This is a genomic window from Streptococcus oralis ATCC 49296, from assembly GCF_000185265.1.
Classification (GTDB): domain Bacteria; phylum Bacillota; class Bacilli; order Lactobacillales; family Streptococcaceae; genus Streptococcus; species Streptococcus oralis_BC.
The window spans coordinates 1,791,722-1,813,928 of sequence record NZ_GL622183.1 but is presented as its reverse complement, the minus strand read 5'-3'; the positions used below and the strand labels follow the sequence as shown (position 1 = coordinate 1,813,928).

Here is a 22,207-nt window from a genome sequence, read left to right as displayed (position 1 = left end):
GAGAATTTTGCTATACTGATACTAGTAAGTGGTAAAGGAGCAGAGCATGACCTACACAATCTTAATCGTAGAAGATGAGTATCTGGTAAGACAAGGCTTGACCAAGCTGGTCAATGTAGCAGCCTACGATATGGAAATCATCGGTCAGGCTGAAAATGGAAGACAGGCTTGGGACTTGATTCAACAACAGGTGCCGGATATCATTTTAACCGATATCAATATGCCTCAGCTAAATGGCATCCAGTTGGCCAGGCTGGTCCGAGAAACCTATCCCCAGGTGCATTTGGTATTTTTGACGGGTTACGATGACTTTGATTATGCCTTGTCTGCTGTCAAACTCGGTGTAGATGATTACCTGCTCAAACCCTTTTCTCGTCAGGATATTGAGGAAATGTTAGGGAAAATCAAGCAAAAACTAGACAAGGAAGAAAAAGAAGAGCAGTTACAAGATTTATTAACCGATAAGTTTGAGGGAAATATTGCTCAGAAAATCCAGTCCCATCTAGCTGACAGTCAGTTTAGTTTGAAGTCTTTGGCCAGTGACCTAGGTTTTAGTCCGACTTATTTGAGTTCCTTGATTAAGAAAGAGTTGGGCCTGCCTTTTCAGGATTATTTGGTGCGAGAACGTGTCAAACAAGCCAAGCTTTTGCTCTTGACAACGGATTTAAAGATTTATGAGATAGCCGAAAAGGTTGGTTTTGAAGATATGAACTACTTTACCCAACGTTTTAAACAGATTGCAGGTGTGACACCTCGTCAGTTTAAGAAAGGGGAAGGTCGATGAAGCGTTCTTCTCTCCTAGTCAGAATGGTTATTTCCATCTTTCTGGTCTTTCTCATTCTCCTAGCTGTGGTTGGGACTTTCTATTATCAATCTAGTTCATCAGCCATTGAGGCCACTATTGAGGGCAATAGCCAAACGACCATCAGCCAAACTAGCCACTTTATTCAGTCTTATATCAAAAAATTAGAAACCACCTCTACCAGTTTGACCCAGCAGAAGGATGTCTTAGCCTATGCTGAGAATCCTAACCAAGACCAGGTCAAAGGAATCCGAGATCTGTTTTTGACTATCTTAAAGGCAGATCAGGACTTGAAAACGGTGGTACTGGTCACTAAATCCGGTCAGGTTATTTCCACAGATGACAGTGTGCAGATGAAAACCTCCTCAGATATGATGGCTGAGGATTGGTACCAAAAGGCTATCCATCAGGGAGCTAAGCCAGTTTTGACACCAGCTCGTAAATCAGATAGTCAGTGGGTTATTTCTGTCACTCAGGAACTTGTTGATGCAAAGGGAGCCAATCTTGGTGTGCTTCGCTTGGATATTTCCTATGAAACTCTGGAAGCCTATCTCAACCAACTCCAGTTGGGCCAGCAGGGCTTTGCCTTTATCATCAATGAGAAGCATGAATTTGTCTACCATCCTGAACGTACTGTCTATAGCTCAGCGAGTGAAATGGAGGCCATGAAACCCTACATTGAGACGGGACAGGGCTATACGCTGGATCACCAATCCTACGTCTGTCAGGAACAGATTGCAGGTACTGATTGGACGGTTATAGGCGTATCTTCGTTGGAGAAGTTAGACCAGGTTCGGAGTCAACTCATGTGGACCTTGCTTGGGGCCAGTGCCTTATCTCTTCTTGCCTGTCTCTGCTTGGTGTGGTTCAGTCTCAAACGCTGGATTGCCCCTTTGAAGGATCTGAGAGAAACCATGCTGGAAATTGCTTCTGGTACACAAAATCTGCGTGCTAAGGAAGCTGGTGCCTATGAACTGAGAGAAGTGACTCGCCAGTTTAATGCCATGTTGGATCAGATTGATCAGCTGATGGCAGATGTGCGCAGGCAGGAAGAAGCGACCCGGCAGTATGAACTTCAAGCATTGTCGAGTCAGATTAACCCCCATTTCCTCTATAATACTTTGGACACTATCATCTGGATGGCTGAGTTTCAGGATAGTCAGCGAGTGGTTCAGGTGACCAAGTCCTTGGCAACCTATTTCCGCTTGGCGCTCAATCAAGGCAAGGATTTGATTTCTCTTTCTGATGAAATCAATCATGTCCGCCAGTACCTCTTTATCCAGAAACAACGCTATGGGGATAAGCTGGAGTATGAGATTGATGAAGATCCTGCTTTTGGTAACCTAGTCTTACCCAAGTTGGTGCTACAACCCCTTGTAGAAAATGCTCTTTACCATGGCATTAAGGAAAAGGAAGGTCAGGGACATATTAAAGTTTCTGTTCAGAAACAGAATACAGGGCTTGTCATCCGCATTGAGGATGATGGCGTTGGCTTCCAAGCTGCTGGCGATAGCAGTCAAAGTCAGCTCAAACGTGGGGGAGTTGGCCTTCAAAATGTCGACCAACGACTCAAACTTCATTTTGGAAACAATTACCAGATGAAGATCAATTCTGTACCCGAAAAAGGGACGATAGTTGAAATATGCATTAATAAAATAGTAATTAGCTAACTCCCAGTCTATTCTGGGAGTTTTGCTTTTAAAAATCAGAATGATTAGTTGGCCTTGATAAAATCAGTAAAAAAAGATATGATAGATAGTGACAAAAGAGGTATCAAGTATGAAGGAAAAAGACATTCAAAGAGCAACAAGCCAGATTGTAGAAGATGTGTTAGAAAAGGCTAATTTGAAGCAAGGAGCTATCTTTGTTTTGGGCCTTTCTTCTAGTGAGGTGATAGGTGGTCAGATTGGCAAGGAATCCAGTCAAGAAATTGGGGAAATCATTGTGAAAACCATTCTAGATATCCTAGAGGGAAAAGGGATTCATCTAGCTGTTCAAGGTTGTGAACATGTCAATCGAGCCCTCGTCGTTGAACGTCAGGTGGCAGAGCGGTTTGGTCTTGAAATCGTCAGTGTCCTTCCGACTCTTCATGCGGGAGGTTCGGGTCAGTTGGCAGCCTTCAAGTTTATGCAGGATCCAGTTGAGGTTGAATTTATCAAGGCCCATGCTGGATTGGATATCGGAGATACTGCGATTGGCATGCATGTTAAGCATGTTCAGGTTCCGATTCGCCCTCTTTTGAGAGAAATTGGGCATGCCCATGTAACGGCTCTTGCAAGTCGCCCAAAACTCATCGGAGGTGCGCGTGCGCAGTATCCACAAGATTCTATCAGAAAGTCATAAAATCATTCTATAGTAACAGAAGAAAAGCAAAAGACAGAGGAAAAATGGTATAGATACCATGACTTCCTCTGTTCTTTTTTGTTGAATTCTTGTGCAAAGTGCTCCAAATAAGACCAGTATTTACAAGAAGAAGGGGTGCTATCTGATGGAGAATTGCCAAAAGTAGAAAAAAGCAACGTAGAGATTTTTTTCGTTATAGAAATCAGTAAACAAAGCTGGATTTAGCTGTTCTAGGTCGGCCTTTTTGTGCTATACTTAAGATATGCATAGAAAAACAGTGATTGATTTTAGGGCTTTGGGGGAGAGATACACCTTCACTCAGCCTATCAAAGAGTTAAAAACGAGAGACTTATCAGAAGTAGCGGACTTGCTGGCACAAGTGGAAAGCTACCAAGAGCAGGGCTACTATGTGGTGGGCTACATCAGTTACGAGGCTGCACCTGCATTTGAGGAGAAATTAGCAGTTCATAAAGCTCCTTTACTGGGAGAGTATCTGCTATATTTTACAGTTCATGATAGGGTGGAAAGATCTCCTATTCCTCTGACTTATGAGGAAGTAGATCTGCCTTCAAAGTGGCAAGAAGTAACGTCTGAAGCAGACTATGAAAAAGCTATTTCCCAGATTCACCATCATTTGCGTCAGGGGGACACCTACCAGGTAAATTACACTGTCCAACTCAAGCAAGATTTAAGTGCCAATCCTTTTGCTATTTACAATCGTATGGTGGTAGAGCAGGAGGCGGGCTACAATGCCTATGTTGAACACGATGAGATGGCAGTGATTTCCATGAGCCCAGAGCTCTTTTTTGAGCAAAATGACCGTGAATTGACAACGCGACCAATGAAGGGAACAACCCAGCGTGGGGTGACTGACCAAGAAGACCTTGCCCAAGCTAGTTGGCTAGAACAAGATCCTAAAAATCGCTCTGAAAATATGATGATTGTGGACCTCTTGCGCAATGACATGAACCGTATTTCTGAGGTGGGGAGTGAGCATGTAGAACGTCTGTGTCAAGTGGAGCAGTATTCAACTGTTTGGCAGATGACTTCAACCATCAAGAGTCAGTTACGACCGGATGTTGACCTAGTTGAAATCTTCCGTTCGCTCTTTCCATGCGGTTCCATAACGGGAGCACCGAAAATTGCGACCATGGAAATCATCAAGAACTTGGAGCCCCAACCCAGAGGAGTCTACTGCGGAACGATTGGTCTCTTGCTTCCAAATGGACGACGGATTTTCAATGTCGCCATTCGGACCATTCAACTCTACAAGGGACAAGCCATTTATGGAGTTGGAGGCGGGATTACTTGGGATAGTACTTGGGAATCTGAATACCGAGAGGTTCATCAAAAGGCGGCTGTACTCTATCGTAAACAAGCACGTTTCCAATTGATTACAACTGGGAAAATCAACCAAAAACAACTGCTGTTTGAAGAACAACATCTGGAAAGACTGACAAAGGCGAGTCGATATTTTGCCTATCCTTTTAATCCGGAAGACCTGAGACAAAGGATAGAGGAAGAGTTTCAAGCTTGTGATTCCCACCAGGACTACCGTTTACGAATCATCCTTAGCAAGTCTGGAGAGATGGAACTCAGTCGCCAAATCTTAACACCCCTCAGTCCAAGTTTCTGCAAAGCTAAGCTTTGTCTGCAAGAAGCTGATTTGCAGCAAGCATTTACCTACTTCAAAACCACTCACAGACCACATTTAAGCCTAGGTAAACAGGAAATCATTTACCATAATGCAGCAGGAGAACTGCTTGAGACCTCTATTGGAAATCTGGTCTTAAAAATTAATGGTAAACTCTACACACCGCCTACCAGTCAAGGAATTTTGCCAGGAATTTACCGTCAGCATTTGTTGGAAACAGGACAGGTAAAAGAGAAAATTATGACTTTGGCAGACTTGAACCAAGCAGAAGCTATCTATGGCTGTAACGCAGCCAGAGGTTTGTATGAGTTGGAAGTGATATAACTATGGATTTTTCAATTAAGTTTTAGATTTATTTGTTAATATTTAATATTTGATTTGAAAGCAAAATTAAATATATGGTATACTATAAGTATAAATCAATAAAAACAATGGAGATTTTTATGAAAAAATCAAAAAAAATTTTAGTAACCAGCTTAGCAACTGCAACACTGGGACTTATTGCATTATCAGATACAACTGGAGACTTTCCTTTTTCGGCTCAGCATGTTTCTGCTCAAGAAAAGGATGCATCTAAAAATGGTAAGGTTGTAAAAGAGAATACAACTTCGGCGTCAAATCAAGCTGAGAAATCAAAAACACCAGCGCAAAAACCTTCTGAGAAACCAAAAACACCAGCGCAAAAACCTGCTGAGAAACCGAAAACACCAGCACAAAAACCTGCTGAGAAACCAAAAACACCAGCACAAAAACCTGCTGAGAAACCAAAAACACCAGCACAAAAACCTGCTGAGAAACCAAAAACACCAGCACAAAAACCTGCTGAGAAACCGAAAACACCAGCGCAAAAACCTGCTGAGAAACCTAAAAATACAAGTCCTAAAGAGGATAAGTCCAAATCTACAGCTCAGTCTGGTTGGGTAGGCTCTTCATACTATCAAAATGGTACTAAAGTTACTAATAAGTGGATTTTTGATAAAAAAGCTAATTCTTATTTCTATCTAAATGCTTCGGGAAACTATGTCCAAAATGCTTGGGTAGGCAATTACTATCTTAAATCAGATGGAAAGATGGCCAAGAATGAATGGATTTATGATAAAAAGTACTCTGCACATTATTATTTAACAGCAGAAGGTAGCTATGCTCGTAATACATGGGTTGGTAATTACTATCTAAAATCAGACGGGAAAAGAGCTAAAAATGAATGGATTTATGATACGAAATCGAGTTCATATTTTTATCTAACATCAGAAGGAAGTTCTGCTCGTAACACTTGGGTAGGCAATTACTATCTCAAATCAGATGGAAAGATGGCCAAGAGTGAATGGATTTATGACAAAAACTACGGGTCATACTATTATCTAACAGGAGAAGGAAGCTACGTACGTAACAAATGGGTAGGTAATTACTATCTCAAATCAAACGGAAAGATGGCCAAAAATGAGTGGGTAGATGGTGGTCGTTATTATGTTGATTCTGATGGAAAGATGGTTAAAAGTGACTGGATTTATGATAAAAACTATGATTCCTATTATTATCTAACAGCAGAAGGCAGCTACGCTCGCAACAAATGGATAGGAAATTACTATCTTAAATCAGACGGTAAGATGGCCAAGAATGAATGGGTAGATGGTGGCCGTTATTATGTTGAATCAGATGGTAAAATGGCTAGTAAAAAATGGGTAGATGGTGGTCGTTACTATGTAGGATACGATGGTGTGTGGCAACCAAAACCAGCAGCTGGGAATCAATATACGGCAGCTTTAAAGACAGCAAAAAGCTATAATTCGTCTTCACATATGTCAAAAAAAGCTCTCTATGACCAGTTAACATCACAGGTTACTCATGGTTTTTCAAGTTCAGCAGCGCAGTATGCCATCAATCACTTGAACGTAGATTACAAAGAAAATGCCTTAGTTCAAGCAAGAAAATATCGAAAATATAGAAATTTATCAAAAACGGAAATTTATGAGATGCTAACTTCTCCTTGGATTGACAAATTTACCAAAGAAGAAGCAAACTATGCCATTCAAAAACTAGATTTAACACCTGAAGGAAGCTCTGCCCGCAATAAATGGGTAGGATACTATTATTATAAATCAGATGGAAAGATGGCCAAGAATGAATGGGTAGATGGTGGCCGTTACTACGTTGAATCAGATGGTAAAATGGCTAGGGACAAATGGGTAGATGGTGGCCGTTACTATGTAGGATACGATGGTGTGTGGCAACCAAAACCAGCAGACGGGAATCCATACTCAGCAGCTTTAAAGACAGCAAAAAGCTATAATTCGTCTTCACATATGTCAAAAAAAGCTCTCTATGACCAGTTAACATCACAGGTTACTCATGGTTTTTCAAGTTCAGCAGCGCAGTATGCCATCAATCACTTGAACGTAGATTACAAAGAAAATGCCTTAGTTCAAGCAAGAAAATATCGAAAATATAGAAATTTATCAAAAACGGAAATTTATGAGATGCTAACTTCTCCTTGGATTGACAAATTTACCAAAGAAGAAGCAAACTATGCCATTCAAAAACTAGGGGATAAATAGTTATTAATTATTAGATGTAACTTTTATCATGCAAACCTTTGCACAAAAGAGACGATTTTGTTATACTATATCTGTAAGCATTTTCAATTAAAAAGGAGAAGACGATGAGTCAAAAGATTATTGGGATTGACCTTGGTGGAACATCTATCAAGTTTGCGATTTTAACTCAAGAAGGAGAAATCCAAGAAAAATGGTCTATCAAGACCAACATTTTGGACGAAGGAAGCCATATTGTAGATGATATGATCGAGTCTATTCAGCATCGTTTGGACTTGCTTGGATTGTCAGCTAAGGATTTCCGAGGGATTGGGATGGGATCACCTGGTGTGGTTGACCGTGAAAAAGGAACTGTTATCGGTGCCTACAACCTCAACTGGAAAACCCTTCAACCAATTAAAGAAAAGATTGAAAAAGCCTTGGGTATTCCATTCTTCATCGATAATGATGCCAACGTAGCTGCTCTTGGTGAGCGCTGGATGGGTGCTGGTGAAAACCAACCAGACGTTGTCTTTATGACACTTGGTACAGGTGTTGGTGGCGGTATCGTGGCAGAAGGCAAATTGCTTCACGGTGTCGCTGGTGCGGCAGGAGAACTTGGTCATATCACTGTTGACTTTGACCAACCAATCGCATGTACCTGTGGTAAAAAAGGCTGTCTTGAGACAGTTGCTTCAGCAACAGGGATTGTTAACTTGACTCGTCGCTATGCTGATGAATACGAAGGCGACGCAGCATTGAAACGCTTGATTGATAACGGAGAAGAAGTAACTGCTAAGACTGTCTTTGACCTTGCAAAAGAAGGAGACGACCTTGCCTTGATCGTTTACCGTAACTTCTCACGTTACTTGGGAATCGCTTGTGCCAACATCGGTTCAATCCTCAACCCATCAACAATCGTCATCGGTGGTGGTGTGTCAGCTGCTGGAGAGTTCCTTCTACAAGGTGTTCAAAAAGTCTACGACGAAAATACCTTCCCACAAGTACGCACATCCACAAAATTGGCTCTTGCAACCCTAGGAAATGACGCTGGAGTTATTGGAGCAGCATCACTTGTATTGCAATAAAATAACAAAAGAGGAAAAATGCTAACTTAGAGTTAGTAATGTTCCTCTTTTCTTTTTTATGCTATACTAGATAAGACTATAAATGAGGTGAGAGAGAATGACTAAAGCAGATACGATTTTTAAAGAGAATATTGAACGAATCCTCAAAGACGGTGTCTTTTCAGAGCAAGCTCGTCCTAAGTACAAGGATGGAACTGTTGCTAACTCCAAGTACGTAACAGGAGCCTTTGCTGAGTATGACTTGTCCAAGGAGGAATTCCCCATCACGACCTTGCGACCTATTGCGATCAAATCTGCTATCAAAGAAGTACTCTGGATCTACCAAGATCAGTCTAATAGCCTAGATGTTCTCAATGATAAGTACAATGTTCACTACTGGAATGACTGGGAAGTAGGAGATACGGGAACTATTGGTGAGCGCTATGGGGCAGTCGTTAAGAAACACGATATCATTAATAAGATTCTCAAGCAGTTGGAAACCAACCCTTGGAATCGTCGCAATATCATCTCACTCTGGGATTACCAAGCTTTTGAGGAGACGGACGGCCTCCTTCCATGTGCCTTTCAGACCATGTTTGATGTCCGTCGCGTTGATGGGGACATCTATCTGGATGCGACTTTGACCCAGCGTTCGAATGACATGCTGGTTGCTCACCACATCAATGCTATGCAGTATGTGGCCTTGCAGATGATGATTGCCAAGCATTTCGGCTGGAAGGTTGGGAAGTTTTTCTATTTTATCAACAACCTCCATATCTATGATAATCAGTTTGAACAAGCAGAGGAATTGCTTGGTCGTGAGCCGTCAAACTGCCAACCTCGTTTGGTCTTGAATGTGCCAGATGGGACCAATTTCTTTGATATCAAAGCGGAGGACTTTGAGTTAGTTGACTATGATCCGGTTAAGCCACAGCTGAAGTTTGATTTGGCTATTTAAGAAAATAAAAAGAAGTTGAGATTTCTCAACTTCTTTTGTTGCTTAATGTGATACGCGACGGCGAGCCGCTTTTTTACGATTTTCTTCGATGAAAGCTGCTTTTTGCTCTTCTGGCTCAATCACTTTCTTTTTAATTGCGTATACTGCACCTGCAACGGCAGCGACAGTTCCTGCGACACCTGTTACAAGACCTTTAGCGAATCCTTTAGCCATGAGTCTTCCTCCTTTATCTTCCCAATCAGCCAGGCTCCCCAAGTGGTAGCATTTTTCTGACTGACCTTTTTGTGATATAATAATAGTAACGAAAAAATGGAAATTTTTCAAGGAAAAAAGATGAAAACAAAAATAATTGTGATTGTTGGACCGACCGCTGTTGGGAAGACAGCCCTTGCTATTGAAGTGGTCAAGCGCTTTGGTGGAGAGGTGGTCAGTGGTGACAGTCAGCAAGTATACAGAGGATTGGATATTGGGACGGCCAAGGCTAGCCCAGAGGAGCAAGCAGCTGTTCCTCATCATTTGATTGATGTCAGAGAGGTGACCGAGTCTTACTCGGCTTTTGATTTTGTTTCAGAAGCTAAGAAGGCTATTGAGGATATTCAAAGCCGTGGCAAGCTAGCCATTATCGCTGGTGGGACTGGGCTTTATATCCAGAGCTTGTTAGAAGGCTACCATCTAGGTGGGGAAACACCTCATGAGGAGATTGTAGCTTATCGGGCTAGTTTGGAGCCTTATTCAGATGAGGAATTAGCCCATCTGGTGGAGCAAGCAGGTCTTGAAATTCCCCAGTTTAACCGTCGTCGTGCTATGCGCACCTTGGAAATTGACCATTTTGGTCAGGATTTGGAAAATCAGGAAAGTCCTTATGAACCACTGATTATCTGCTTGGATGATGAGCGAAGTCAACTTTATGAACGTATCAACCACCGAGTGGATCTGATGTTTGAGGCTGGACTTTTGGATGAGGCCAAGTGGCTTTTTGACCATTATCCAGATGTGCAGGCTGCCAAAGGCATTGGCTACAAGGAACTATTTCCATATTTCCGTGGAGAGCAGACTCTCGAGGAAGCTAGCGAGAGTCTCAAACAGGCGACTCGTCGTTTTGCTAAACGTCAGCTGACCTGGTTCCGTAATCGCATGCAGGTCACCTTTTTTCAGATAGGAGAGCCTGGTGTGCAAGACCGTATTTTAAGCCAGATAGAGGAGTTTTTAGATGATTGAAACGGAGAAAAAAGAGGAACGGGTCCTGCTCATCGGTGTGGAATTGCAGGGCATGGACAATTTTGACCTCTCCATGGAAGAATTGGCCAGTCTGGCTAAGACTGCTGGAGCAGTCGTAGTAGGTAGTTACAGGCAAAAACGTGAAAAATATGATTCCAAGACTTTTGTTGGCTCTGGTAAGTTGGAAGAAATCGCTCGAATGGTGGATGCTGAGGAAATTACTACTGTCATCGTCAATAATCGCTTGACTCCACGGCAAAATGTCAATTTAGAAGAAGTTCTGGGTGTCAAGGTCATTGACCGTATGCAGTTGATTTTGGATATCTTTGCTATGCGGGCTCGAAGCCATGAAGGGAAACTCCAAGTCCACCTAGCTCAACTCAAATATCTCTTGCCTCGCTTGGTTGGTCAAGGGATTATGCTCAGCCGTCAGGCAGGTGGAATTGGTTCCCGTGGTCCTGGTGAAAGCCAGCTAGAACTGAACCGACGTAGTGTTCGCAATCAAATCACAGATATCGAGCGCCAGCTCAAGGTGGTTGAGAAAAATCGAGCGACAGTCAGAGAAAAACGCTTGGAGTCAAGTACCTTTAAAATCGGTTTGATTGGTTACACCAATGCTGGGAAATCAACCATCATGAACACCTTGACCAGCAAGACCCAGTATGAAGCAGACGAGCTGTTTGCGACCCTGGATGCGACGACAAAGAGTATCCATCTTGGGGGCAATCTTCAGGTTACCTTGACTGATACGGTTGGTTTTATCCAGGATTTGCCAACTGAATTGGTGTCCAGTTTCAAGTCAACTTTGGAAGAAAGCAAGCATGTGGATCTTTTGGTTCATGTCATCGATGCCAGCAATCCTTATCACGAGGAGCATGAAAAAACGGTTCTGTCTATCATGAAAGACTTGGATATGGAGGATATTCCTCGCCTGACTCTTTATAACAAAGCGGATTTGGTGGAGGATTTCACGCCTACTCAAACGCCTTATGCCCTCATTTCTGCCAAGTCTGAGGATAGTCGTGAGAACTTGCAAGCATTGTTTTTGGAGAAGATCAAGGAGATTTTTGAAGTCTTTACCCTGCGCGTGCCTTTTTCTAAGTCTTACAAAATTCATGATTTAGAAAGTGTAGCGATTCTGGAAGAGCGCGATTATCAAGATGACGGGGAAGTGATTACAGGCTACATTTCCGAGAAAAATAAATGGAGGTTAGAGGAATTTTATGACTGATATTAAAACCTTGGCTCTAAAGTATGGAGGTTATACAAGTCTGGATAAGGTCTATTTAGATCAGCTTCTAGCTGGCAAAACAGAGCAAGAGCAGTTGGCTCTCATCACACCTCCTCCGAGTGTAGTCAATGCCTACTTTGCTGAACTCTACCAGAAAAAGAGTCCTGAAGCTGCGACGGATTATTTTGCAGAACTCAGTCAGGAACTGAACCTCTACAATGTTGAACCAAGTTTCACCTTTGAAAATAAGCCCTTTATTCGTCTTAATCTGTCCGGAAAATCCTTTGGATTTTGCTATGAGAGTGAGGGATTGGGGCGGATTTTCTCTGAAAATGAAGAGGGAATCTCGGATGACTTGCTTTTTGAGATTGCGCAAATTTTCCCTCATCAACTCGTCTTTGAAGAATTTGGAAAGATTTACATGAAGGATGCCGGAGAAGAGGAAGTTGTTAGTGTAGAAAATCTCACAGCTTTGACAGATTTGGAAAGTTTAGCAGATGGCCACAAGCGTCTCAAAGGCTACAGCCAAGAGGATTTACTGCAAGAAGCTGTTGCTTTTTCTAGCAAGCGCTATTTCCGATCGGAAAATCGCACAGCCATGTTATATATTGATTAATTAGAAAGTATCGAATGGATATTCAATTTTTAGGAACAGGGGCAGGTCAGCCCTCTAAAGCCCGCAATGTTTCAAGTCTCGCATTGAAACTCTTGGACGAGATTAACGAAGTTTGGCTCTTTGACTGTGGAGAAGGAACGCAAAATCGTATTCTGGAAACCACGATTCGACCACGTAAGATCAGCAAAATCTTTATCACTCACCTGCATGGAGATCATATCTTTGGCTTGCCAGGATTCCTTTCTAGTCGTGCCTTTCAAGCCAATGAAGAGCAGACAGATTTGGACATTTATGGACCACAAGGGATCAAGTCCTTTGTCTTAACCAGTCTACGTGTGTCGGGTTCTCGTCTGCCTTATCGCATTCATTTTCATGAGTTTGACCAAGATTCTCTAGGGAAAATCCTTGAGACCGATAAATTCACGGTGTATGCAGAGGAGCTGGACCACACTATTTTCTGTGTTGGCTATCGTGTCATGCAAAAGGACTTAGAAGGTACCTTGGATGCTGAGAAACTCAAGGCTGCTGGTGTTCCGTTCGGCCCGCTTTTTGGAAAAATCAAAAACGGTCAGGATGTTGTCCTAGAAGATGGCACTAAAATCAAGGCTGCTGATTATATCTCAGCGCCACGTCCAGGTAAGATTATCACCATTCTGGGTGATACCCGAAAAACCAATGCCAGTGTGCGTCTAGCTGTCAATGCCGATGTCCTTGTCCATGAATCTACTTATGGCAAGGGAGATGAAAAAATTGCTCGCAATCACGGTCACTCAACCAATATGCAGGCAGCGCAAGTAGCAGCAGAAGCCGGTGCTAAACGCCTCTTGCTCAATCATATCAGTGCACGTTTCCTCTCAAAAGATATCAGTCAGCTCAAGAAAGATGCAGCAACTGTTTTTGAAAATGTCCATGTCGTCAAAGATCTGGAAGAGGTTGAGTTATAATGTTATAGTTCGTTGAGAGGGAAATAAGATGACTGTTGAAAATCGTTTATTGGATAAAGCGGATTGGTATTTTGAGAATGCCTTAACCAACTACTTGCACAGCTATTCATTACAAAAAGAAGAGTTAACTCAAAAAGATTATCGGGAGATTTATCGTTGGGCTGCGAATCATATCGGTTTTTTCGTTACTTGGCTCATCCAGCATGATGCCAAAGAAATGATGTCTCCTGATGAAGAAACGGTATTCCAAAGTGTAAAAAATGAGCAAACTTTGGGTGTTGATTATCTTTTAGACTGGTGCGATGGTAAACTGGGAACAATGGATATCACAAAGGATTTTCAGGCTTTTGTAAATGACTATTATGAACATCAGTATATGGATGATTATTCCGAATTTGTAGTCAATGACTTGTATGACTTGCCTTTAGAATTTTTAGGTAGCTGGGAAGATTATCATCTGTTTGCTCCTGTCATTGATCAAGCTTATGCTCATTATTTAGCTGGAAAAAGATTTCATTAAATTGACCAACACTTTGAAAGGAATAGAGATGCGCACTATCATCATCACTGGAGCTAGCGGTGGTTTAGCCCAAGAAATGGTCAAACTCTTGCCAAATGACCAACTCATCTTGCTAGGTAGAAACAAGGAAAAACTAGCCCAACTATATGGAAATCATCCTCATGTGGAATTAATTGAAATTGACATTACCGATGACTCGGCCCTTGAAACTCTGGCAGCTGACCTCTATCTCCGTTATGACAAGATTGATGTCTTGATTAACAATGCTGGATATGGAATTTTTGAAGATTTCGACCAGATTTCTAATCAAGATATTCACCAGATGTTTGAGGTCAATACCTTTGCTCTGATGAATCTGTCTCGTCGTCTTGCAGCCCGTATGAAGGAGAGGGGAAAAGGCCATATCATCAATATCGTCAGCATGGCAGGTTTGATAGCGACTAGCAAGTCCAGTCTTTACTCAGCGACCAAGTTTGCAGCTATTGGCTTTTCAAACGCGCTGCGCCTCGAACTCATGCCCTATGGTGTCTATCTAACGACGGTTAATCCAGGACCGATTCGTACTGCCTTTTTTGACGAGGCTGACCCAGATGGTAGCTATCTCAAGTCGGTTGACCGCTTTCTCTTAGAACCAGATGCAGTCGCTAGAAAGATTGTCAAAACCATAGGAAAAAACAAGCGAGAACTCAATCTACCAGTTTTCTTGAACCTAGCCCATAAGTTTTATTCCCTCTTCCCCAAATTAGCCGATAAGTTGGCAGGGGGAATATTTAATTATAAGTAAAAGGAGTTCCTTACAAAAGGAACTTTTTTATAATATTGAACTGAGTGTCAAAAAAATGTTTGTTTTTGTTCTAAATCTACATTCACTTTTTTCGAATCTTCTACAAATTTTAGAAAAAACAATCAAAAATATGATTTTTTGTGTTTAGGGTATTGAAATTTCCTATATTATTTTATAAAATAAGGGTAAAAGGCTATGAAAAAGTAATGTGCTTACAAATAAATGGAAGCGGTTACTAAAGGAGGATTTTATGGAAAAAGGCCATTGGAATCGTAAAAGAGTCTACAGCATTCGTAAGTTTGCCGTAGGAGCTTGCTCTGTCATGATTGGAACCTGTGCGGTTCTATTTGGAGGAAGTGTCATTGGAGAATCACCAGTTTTCGCGGATGAAACTCCTATCGCCCACACTGTAGAACAAGCAAAAGAGGAAAGTCCGGCAGTGGGGGAAAAAGAAAATCAAGCTGTAGCAGAGCACAAGGATGTTGCAAGTGTTGACCAAAGTCAAGCTGCTCCCATTGAAGCAAGCAAAGCCGAGAAGAAAGAAGAGGAACCTGTAGCTCCAAAAGAGGATAAAGCATCTCTAAAACCTGAAGAAACTGCTCCAAAGGTAGAATCTCAAGCTTCAAGTCAAGAAAAGCCTGTCAAGGAAGAGTTGAAAGCTGCGACAAATGAAGAAGTGAATCAAATGATTGAAGATAGAAAAGTGAATTTTAATCAAAATTGGCACTTTAAACTCAATGCGAATCCTAAAGAAGCTGTGAAATCAGATGCAGATGTATCAACATGGCAAAAATTGGATCTCCCACACGACTGGAGTATCTTTAACGATTTTGACCATCAGTCACCTGCCCAAAACGAGGGTGGACAGCTCAATGGTGGTGAAGCTTGGTATCGCAAGACCTTTAAACTTGATGAAAAAGATCTCAAGAAAAATGTTCGAGTGACCTTTGATGGTGTCTATATGGACTCTCAAGTCTATGTCAATGGCCAGTTAGTGGGGCATTATCCAAATGGTTATAACCAGTTCTCATACGATATCACCAAATACCTTCACAAAGATGGTCGTGAGAATGTGATTGCTGTCCATGCTGTCAATAAACAGCCAAGTAGCCGTTGGTACTCAGGTAGTGGTATCTACCGTGATGTGACCTTGCAAGTGACTGATAAGGTTCATGTTGAAAAAAATGGAACAACTATCTTAACACCAAAACTAGAACAACAGCAACATGGTAAGGTTGAAACTCATGTAGCCAGCAAAATCGTCAATACAGATGATAAAGACCATGAACTGGTGGCAGAATATCAAATCGTTGAACGTGGTGGTCAAGCTGTAACAGGCTTGGTTCGAACAGCGAGCCGTACCTTGAAAGCGCATGAATCAACAAGCCTTGATGCGATTTTAGAAGTTGAACAACCAAAACTCTGGACCGTTTTAAATGATAAACCTGCCTTGTACGAATTGATTACGCGTGTTTACCGTGACGGTCAATTGGTTGATGCTAAGAAGGATTTGTTTGGTTACCGTTACTATCATTGGACTCCAAATGAAGGTTTCTCTTTGAATGGTGAACGCATTAAATTCCATGGTGTTTCCTTGCACCATGACCACGGAGCGCTTGGAGCAGAAGAAAACTATAAGGCAGAATACCGTCGTCTCAAACAAATGAAGGAGATGGGCGTTAACGCCATCCGTACAACTCATAACCCTGCAAGTCCACAGACCTTGCAAATCGCAGCAGAACTTGGTTTGCTCGTTCAGGAAGAGGCCTTTGATACTTGGTATGGTGGTAAGAAACCTTATGACTACGGACGTTTCTTTGAAAAAGACGCGACTCACCCAGAAGCTAGAAAAGGTGAAAAATGGTCTGACTATGATCTTCGTACCATGGTCGAAAGAGATAAAAACAACCCAGCTGTCTTCATGTGGTCTATCGGGAATGAAATCGGTGAAGCCAATGGTAATGCTCACTCTCTTGCAACGGTTAAACGCTTAGTAAAAGTGATTAAAGATGTTGATACTACACGTTATGTTACTATGGGAGCAGATAAGTTCCGCTTTGGTGATGGTAGTGGTGATCATGAGAAGATTGCTAATGAACTGGATGCGGTTGGTTTCAACTACTCAGAAGACAACTACAAGAAACTTCGTGCGAAACATCCAAACTGGTTGATTTATGGTTCAGAAACATCTTCAGCAACCCGTACACGCGGTAGCTATTATCGTCCTGAACAAGAATTGGTACATAGCAACCAAGCTTATCGTAACTATGAACAGTCAGATTATGGAAATGATCGTGTTGGTTGGGGTAAAACGGCAACCGCTTCATGGACCTTTGACCGTGACAACGCTGGCTATGCTGGACAGTTTATCTGGACAGGTACGGACTATATCGGTGAGCCTACACCATGGCACAACCAAAACCAAACTCCTGTTAAGAGCTCTTACTTTGGTATTGTAGATACAGCCGGTATTCCAAAAAATGACTTTTATCTCTACCAAAGCCAATGGGTTTCTGCCAAGAAGAAACCAATGGTGCACCTCCTTCCTCACTGGAACTGGGAAAACAAAGAATTAGCAGACAAAGTTGCTGACTCAGAAGGTAAGATCCCAGTTCGTGCCTACTCAAACGCTGCAAGCGTTGAATTGTTCTTGAATGGTCAATCTCTTGGAGTTAAGAAATTTAACAAAAAACAAACCAGTGATGGCCGTAGCTACCAAGAAGGTGCCAATGCTAAGGAACTCTATCTTGAGTGGAAGGTGGCTTACCAACCAGGTACTTTAGAAGCTGTAGCTCGCGATGAAGCTGGAAAAGAAATTGCACGTGATAAAATCACGACGGCAGGCCAACCAGCAGGTGTTCGCCTCGTCAAGGAAGAACACGCAATCGCAGCAGATGGAAAAGACTTGACCTACATCTACTACGAAATCGTAGATAGTGAAGGAAATGTGGTACCAACTGCCAATAATTTGGTTCGTTTCCAATTGCATGGACAAGGTCAACTGGTCGGTGTAGATAATGGGGAACAAGCCAGCCGTGAACGTTATAAGGCACAAGCAGATGGTTCTTGGATCCGTAGAGCCTTTAACGGTAAAGGGGTTGCCATTGTTAAATCAACTGAGCAAGCAGGTAAATTCACTCTAACAGCCCATTCAGATCTCTTGAAATCTGGTCAAGTAACGGTCTTTACTGGTAAAAAAGAAGACCAAGAAAAGACCGTCCTCGGAACAGAAGTACCAAAAGTACGTACTGTTATCGAGAAAGAGCCAAAAATGCCGAAGACCGTCGCTTTTGTCTACAGTGATGGCAGTCGTGAAAAACGTCCAGTAACTTGGTCTTCAGTTGATGTGAGCCAAGCAGGAGTTGTGACTGTTAAAGGTATGGCAGACGGACGCGAAGTTGAGGCCCGTGTCGAAATTCTAGCAATCGCAAATGAGCTTCCAACTGTTAAGCGTGTTGCTCCAGGAACAGACTTGAGCGCTGTTGACAAATACGTTTCTATTGCTGTTACGGATGGAAGCGTACAAGAATACGAAGTTGATAAGTGGGAGATTGCGGAAACAGATAAAGCTAAACTGTCAGTTGCAGGATCACGTATTCAAATGACTGGTCAACTGGGTGGTGAGACTATTCACGCTACCCTTGTGGTAGAAGAAGGTAATCCTGCGGCTCCTGCAGTACCAAATGTAACTGTTGGTGGTGAATCTGTCACTGGTCTTACTACTCAAAATCCAATGCAATATCGAACTCTTGCTTACGGTGCATCCTTGCCAGAAGTTGTAGCAAGTGCTGAAAATGCGGATGTTACTGTAGTCCAAGCAAGTGCAGCAAACGGCATGCGTGCAAGCATCTATGTTCAACCAAAAGATGGTGGCCCTCTTCAAACCTATGCAATTCAATTCCTTGAAGAAGCACCAAAAATTGACCACTTGAGCTTACAAGTAGAGCAAGCTGACGGTCTTAAAGAAGACCAAACAGTGAAATTGTCTGTACACGCTCACTATCAAGACGGAACACAAGCAGTTTTACCAGCTGATAAAGTAACCTTCTCTACAAGTGGTGAAGGGGAAGTCGCAGTTCGTAAAGGAATGCTTGAGTTACATAAGCCAGGAGCAGTCACTCTGAAAGCGGAATATGAGGGAGCTACAGGTCAAATCGCTCTTACGATCCAGGCCAATACTGAGAAAAAAGTAGCCCAATCTATACGCCCAGTAAATGTAGTGACAGACTTGCATCAAGAACCTACTCTTCCAACAACAGTAACGGTTGAGTATGACAAAGGTTTCCCTAAAACTCATAAAGTCACTTGGCAAGCCATTCCAAAAGAAAAACTCGACCACTATCAAACCTTTGAAGTTCTAGGTAAAGTTGAAGGTCTGGATCTTGAAGCGCGTGCTAAAGTATCTGTAGAAGGCATCGTTTCAGTTGAAGAAGTCAGTGTGACAACTCCAATTGCAGAAGCGCCGCAATTACCAGAAAGTGTTCGCACCTACGATTCAAATGGTCACGTTTCATCAGCTAAGGTTACATGGGATACGATTCGTCCAGACCAATACGCCAAGGAAGGTGTCTTTACAGTTAATGGTCGCCTAGAAGGTACGCAATTAACAACGAAACTTCATGTTCGCGTATCTGCTCAAACTGAGAAGGGAGCAAATATTTCTGACCAATGGACCGGTTCAGAATTGCCACTTGCCTTTGCTTCAGACTCAAATCCAACTGATCCTGTTTCAAACGTCAACGATAAATTGATTTCCTTTAATGACCGCCCAGCTAACCGTTGGACAAACTGGAACCGTACTAATCCAGAAGCTTCAGTTGGTGTCCTATTCGGAGATTCAGGTATTTTGAGCAAACGTTCAGTTGATAATCTAAGTGTCGGATTCCACGAAGACCATGGAGTTGGTGTACCGAAGTCTTATGTGATTGAATATTATGTCGGTAAGACCGTTCCAACAGCCCCTAAAAACCCTAGCTTTGTAGGTGAGGAAAACCATGCCTTTAATGATCCTGCAAACTGGAAAGAGGTAAGCAATCTCAAAGCACCAGCTCAATTAAAAGCTGGAGAAATGAATCATTTCAGCTTTGATAAAGTTGAGACCTATGCGGTTCGCATTCGTATGGTTCGACTTGATAGCAAGAAAGGAACGTCTATCACAGAAGTACAAATCTTTGCAAAACAAGTCGCAGCAGCCAAACAAGGACAAACGAGAATCCAAGTTGACGGTAAAGACTTAGCAAACTTCAACCCTGATTTGACAGACTACTACCTTGAGTCTGCAGATGGAAAAGTTCCTGCAGTAACAGCAAGTGTTAGCAACAATGGTCTCGCTACCGTCGTTCCAAGTGTTCGTGAAGGTGAGCCAGTTCGTGTTATCGCGAAAGCTGAAAATGGGGACATCCTAGGAGAATACCGTCTACACTTTACAAGCAATAAAGACTTGCTCTCTCGTAAACCAGTTGCCGCGGTCAAACAAGCTCGCTTGCTACAAGTAGGGCAACCGCTTGAATTGCCAACTAAGGTTCCTGTTTACTTCACAGGTAAAGACGGTTACGAAACAAAAGACTTGGCAGTGGAATGGGAAGAAGTTCCAGCAGAAAATCTGACTAAAGCAGGCCAATTTACTGTTCGAGGTCGTGTCCTTGGTAGTGATCTTGTTGCTGAGTTCACTGTACGAGTGACAGACAAACTAGGCGAAGCTCTATCAAATAACCCAGAGTATGATGAAAATAGTAACCGCGCCTTTGCTTCAGCCACTAACGACATTGATAGAAACTCCCATGACCGTGTGGACTATCTCAATGACGGAAATCATTCAGAAAATCGTCGTTGGACAAACTGGTCTCCAACACCATCTTCTAATCCAGAAGTATCAGCAGGTGTGATCTTCCGTGAAAATGGTAAGATTGTCGAACGGACTGTTGCGCAAGCTAAACTTCATTTCTTTGCAGATAGTGGTACGGATGCCCCATCTAAACTCGTTTTGGAACGTTATATTGGCCCAGAGTTTGAAGTGCCTACCTACTATTCAAACTACCAAGCCTACGATGCAGCCCATCCATTCAACAATCCAGAAAATTGGGAAGCTGTGCCTTATCGTGCGGATAAAGACATCGCAGCTGGTGATGAAATAAACGTAACATTTAAAGCTGTCAAAGCCAAAGCCATGAGATGGCGTATGGAGCGCAAAGCGGATAAGAAGGGTGTTGCGATAATTGAGATGACCTTCCTTGCACCGAGTGAATTGCCTCAAGAAAGTACCCAATCAAAAATTCTTGTAGATGGAAAAGAACTTCCTGACTTCGCTGAAGATCGTCAAGACTACCAAATCACCTATAAAGGTCAACGTCCAAAAGTCTCAGTCGAAGAAAGTAATCAAGTAGCTTCAACAGTTGTAGATAGCGGAGACGATAGCCTTCCAGTACTTGTTCGCCTTGTTTCAGAAAGTGGAAAACAAGTCAAGGAATACCGTATCCAGTTGACTAAGGAAAAACCAGTTTCTGAGAAGACTGTTGCTGCTGTACAAGAAGAACTTCCAAAACTCGAATTTGTTGAAAACGATTTGGCCTATAAGACAGTTGAGAAAAAGGATTCAACGCTGTATCTAGGAGAAACTCGTGTAGAACAAGAAGGAAAAGTTGGTAAGGAACGGATCTTCACAGCGGTTAATCCTAGTGGAAGTAAGGAAGAAAAACTCCGTGAAGTGGTAGAGACTCCGACAGACCGCATCGTCTTGGTTGGAACCAAACCAGGAACCTCCCTTCCAGAAGATGAAGTGAAGAACCTAGTCCTTAACAGACCAGAACTTGTAATCGAAGAAGAAACAATTGATTTCAAGGTTCAGGAACAAAAGAATGATCAGCTTCCAGCGGGTCAAACTCGTGTTCTCCAAGAAGGTCAAAAAGGTATCCGTGTTCACTTGATCGAAGTTGAAAATGGCAAGCGAACTGAAAAAGAAAGCTATGATAAAGTCATGGCTCAAGATCGCATTGTAGAAGTTGGTACGGCTAGTGAAACAACTAAACCAGTACCTCAAGAATCTACAAAACCACAAGTATCAGAAAAAGCAGATACAAAAGAAATTGTTTCAAGTGAAGCTAGTCATGTTCAAGAAGAACAGTTACCAAATACAGGAAGTGCAGAAAGTCAAGCAGCTCTAGCAGCAGGTTTAGCTCTTCTTGGCTTGAGTGCAGGTCTAGTGGCCACTAAAGGCAAAAAAGAAGACTAGAATGAATCAGTATTTCTTCTAATTGTATCTCAGAAAGACCAGGGAAACCTGGTCTTTTTAATAGGTAGAGGCATTCTCTCTAGAGCAATTTAACGTTTATGAAATCAGATAACCAAAATGATAAAAACACTATCTGGTATTGAAAATGAGATGAACTTATTTTTTTAAAAATAGCGGTAAAATATACCAGATTTTGTTTCGATGATAGGAGAAAACGATACAATAAATTGATGGGGAATTCGATAAGAAAATATGAATTTTAAATAGTAAAATAAATTTTAAAAAATGTTTGATGTTTCTAGCCTTTTTTT

Annotated in this window: 15 protein-coding genes; 14 read left to right on the top strand and 1 reads right to left on the bottom strand. The window is 42.1% G+C overall.

The window, feature by feature from the left end:
- Nucleotides 1-46 precede the first annotated feature (46 nt).
- From HMPREF8578_RS10930 to HMPREF8578_RS10900, 7 genes are all read left to right on the top strand, one after another.
- The gene (locus HMPREF8578_RS10930) at nucleotides 47-784 is read left to right on the top strand and encodes a response regulator transcription factor (RefSeq protein ID WP_000222612.1); all 738 of its coding nucleotides are present in this window, start codon (nucleotides 47-49) and stop codon (nucleotides 782-784) included.
- On the top strand, nucleotides 781-2,472 hold the full coding sequence (locus HMPREF8578_RS10925) for a cache domain-containing sensor histidine kinase (RefSeq protein ID WP_000831100.1): 1,692 nt from the start codon (nucleotides 781-783) through the stop codon (nucleotides 2,470-2,472). The genes HMPREF8578_RS10930 and HMPREF8578_RS10925 overlap by 4 nt, the downstream gene beginning before the upstream one ends.
- Nucleotides 2,473-2,581: 109 nt before the next feature.
- Nucleotides 2,582-3,145, top strand: a complete 564-nt coding sequence (locus HMPREF8578_RS10920; RefSeq protein ID WP_000659507.1) for a TIGR01440 family protein — start codon at nucleotides 2,582-2,584, stop codon at nucleotides 3,143-3,145.
- Between the two features lie 262 nt (nucleotides 3,146-3,407).
- Nucleotides 3,408-5,123, top strand: coding sequence for an aminodeoxychorismate synthase component I (pabB, locus tag HMPREF8578_RS10915; protein ID WP_002893382.1), 1,716 nt, complete (start codon nucleotides 3,408-3,410; stop codon nucleotides 5,121-5,123).
- A 119-nt stretch (nucleotides 5,124-5,242) separates the two neighbouring features.
- On the top strand, nucleotides 5,243-7,354 hold the full coding sequence (locus HMPREF8578_RS10910; RefSeq protein WP_000748597.1) for an Ltp family lipoprotein: 2,112 nt from the start codon (nucleotides 5,243-5,245) through the stop codon (nucleotides 7,352-7,354).
- A gap of 104 nt (nucleotides 7,355-7,458) precedes the next feature.
- Entirely contained in the window at nucleotides 7,459-8,418 is a 960-nt protein-coding gene (locus HMPREF8578_RS10905) for an ROK family glucokinase (protein WP_000078546.1), read from the top strand.
- 97 nt (nucleotides 8,419-8,515) lie between these two features.
- Nucleotides 8,516-9,355: a thymidylate synthase gene (locus HMPREF8578_RS10900; protein ID WP_000158624.1), complete on the top strand. Its 840-nt coding sequence runs from the start codon at nucleotides 8,516-8,518 to the stop codon at nucleotides 9,353-9,355.
- A gap of 42 nt (nucleotides 9,356-9,397) precedes the next feature.
- Here HMPREF8578_RS10900 and HMPREF8578_RS10895 read toward each other — a convergent pair whose 3' ends face one another.
- Entirely contained in the window at nucleotides 9,398-9,568 is a 171-nt protein-coding gene (locus HMPREF8578_RS10895) for a DUF3042 family protein (RefSeq protein ID WP_001051782.1), read from the bottom strand.
- 120 nt (nucleotides 9,569-9,688) lie between these two features.
- Here HMPREF8578_RS10895 and miaA point away from each other — a divergent pair, with 120 nt between their 5' ends.
- From miaA to bgaA, 7 genes are all read left to right on the top strand, one after another.
- Nucleotides 9,689-10,573: a tRNA (adenosine(37)-N6)-dimethylallyltransferase MiaA gene (miaA, locus tag HMPREF8578_RS10890; RefSeq protein WP_000850211.1), complete on the top strand. Its 885-nt coding sequence runs from the start codon at nucleotides 9,689-9,691 to the stop codon at nucleotides 10,571-10,573.
- Nucleotides 10,566-11,804, top strand: a complete 1,239-nt coding sequence (hflX, locus tag HMPREF8578_RS10885) for a GTPase HflX (protein WP_000573182.1) — start codon at nucleotides 10,566-10,568, stop codon at nucleotides 11,802-11,804. The genes miaA and hflX overlap by 8 nt, the downstream gene beginning before the upstream one ends.
- Nucleotides 11,797-12,420 carry a hypothetical protein gene (locus HMPREF8578_RS10880; RefSeq protein ID WP_000129697.1) on the top strand — a complete coding sequence of 208 codons (624 nt, stop codon included), beginning with the start codon at nucleotides 11,797-11,799 and terminating at the stop codon, nucleotides 12,418-12,420. The genes hflX and HMPREF8578_RS10880 overlap by 8 nt, the downstream gene beginning before the upstream one ends.
- A gap of 14 nt (nucleotides 12,421-12,434) precedes the next feature.
- Nucleotides 12,435-13,364 (top strand): ribonuclease Z, encoded by a 930-nt coding sequence (gene rnz / locus HMPREF8578_RS10875; protein WP_000354312.1) that lies wholly within the window; start codon nucleotides 12,435-12,437, stop codon nucleotides 13,362-13,364.
- A gap of 28 nt (nucleotides 13,365-13,392) precedes the next feature.
- Complete coding sequence (locus HMPREF8578_RS10870; RefSeq protein ID WP_000215492.1) at nucleotides 13,393-13,884, top strand: DUF7832 domain-containing protein; 492 nt, start codon at nucleotides 13,393-13,395, stop codon at nucleotides 13,882-13,884.
- A 28-nt stretch (nucleotides 13,885-13,912) separates the two neighbouring features.
- Nucleotides 13,913-14,668, top strand: a complete 756-nt coding sequence (locus HMPREF8578_RS10865) for an SDR family NAD(P)-dependent oxidoreductase (protein WP_001259145.1) — start codon at nucleotides 13,913-13,915, stop codon at nucleotides 14,666-14,668.
- A gap of 250 nt (nucleotides 14,669-14,918) precedes the next feature.
- Complete coding sequence (bgaA, locus tag HMPREF8578_RS10860) at nucleotides 14,919-21,896, top strand: LPXTG-anchored adhesin/beta-galactosidase BgaA (protein WP_000410699.1); 6,978 nt, start codon at nucleotides 14,919-14,921, stop codon at nucleotides 21,894-21,896.
- The last annotated feature ends 311 nt before the right edge of the window (nucleotides 21,897-22,207 follow it).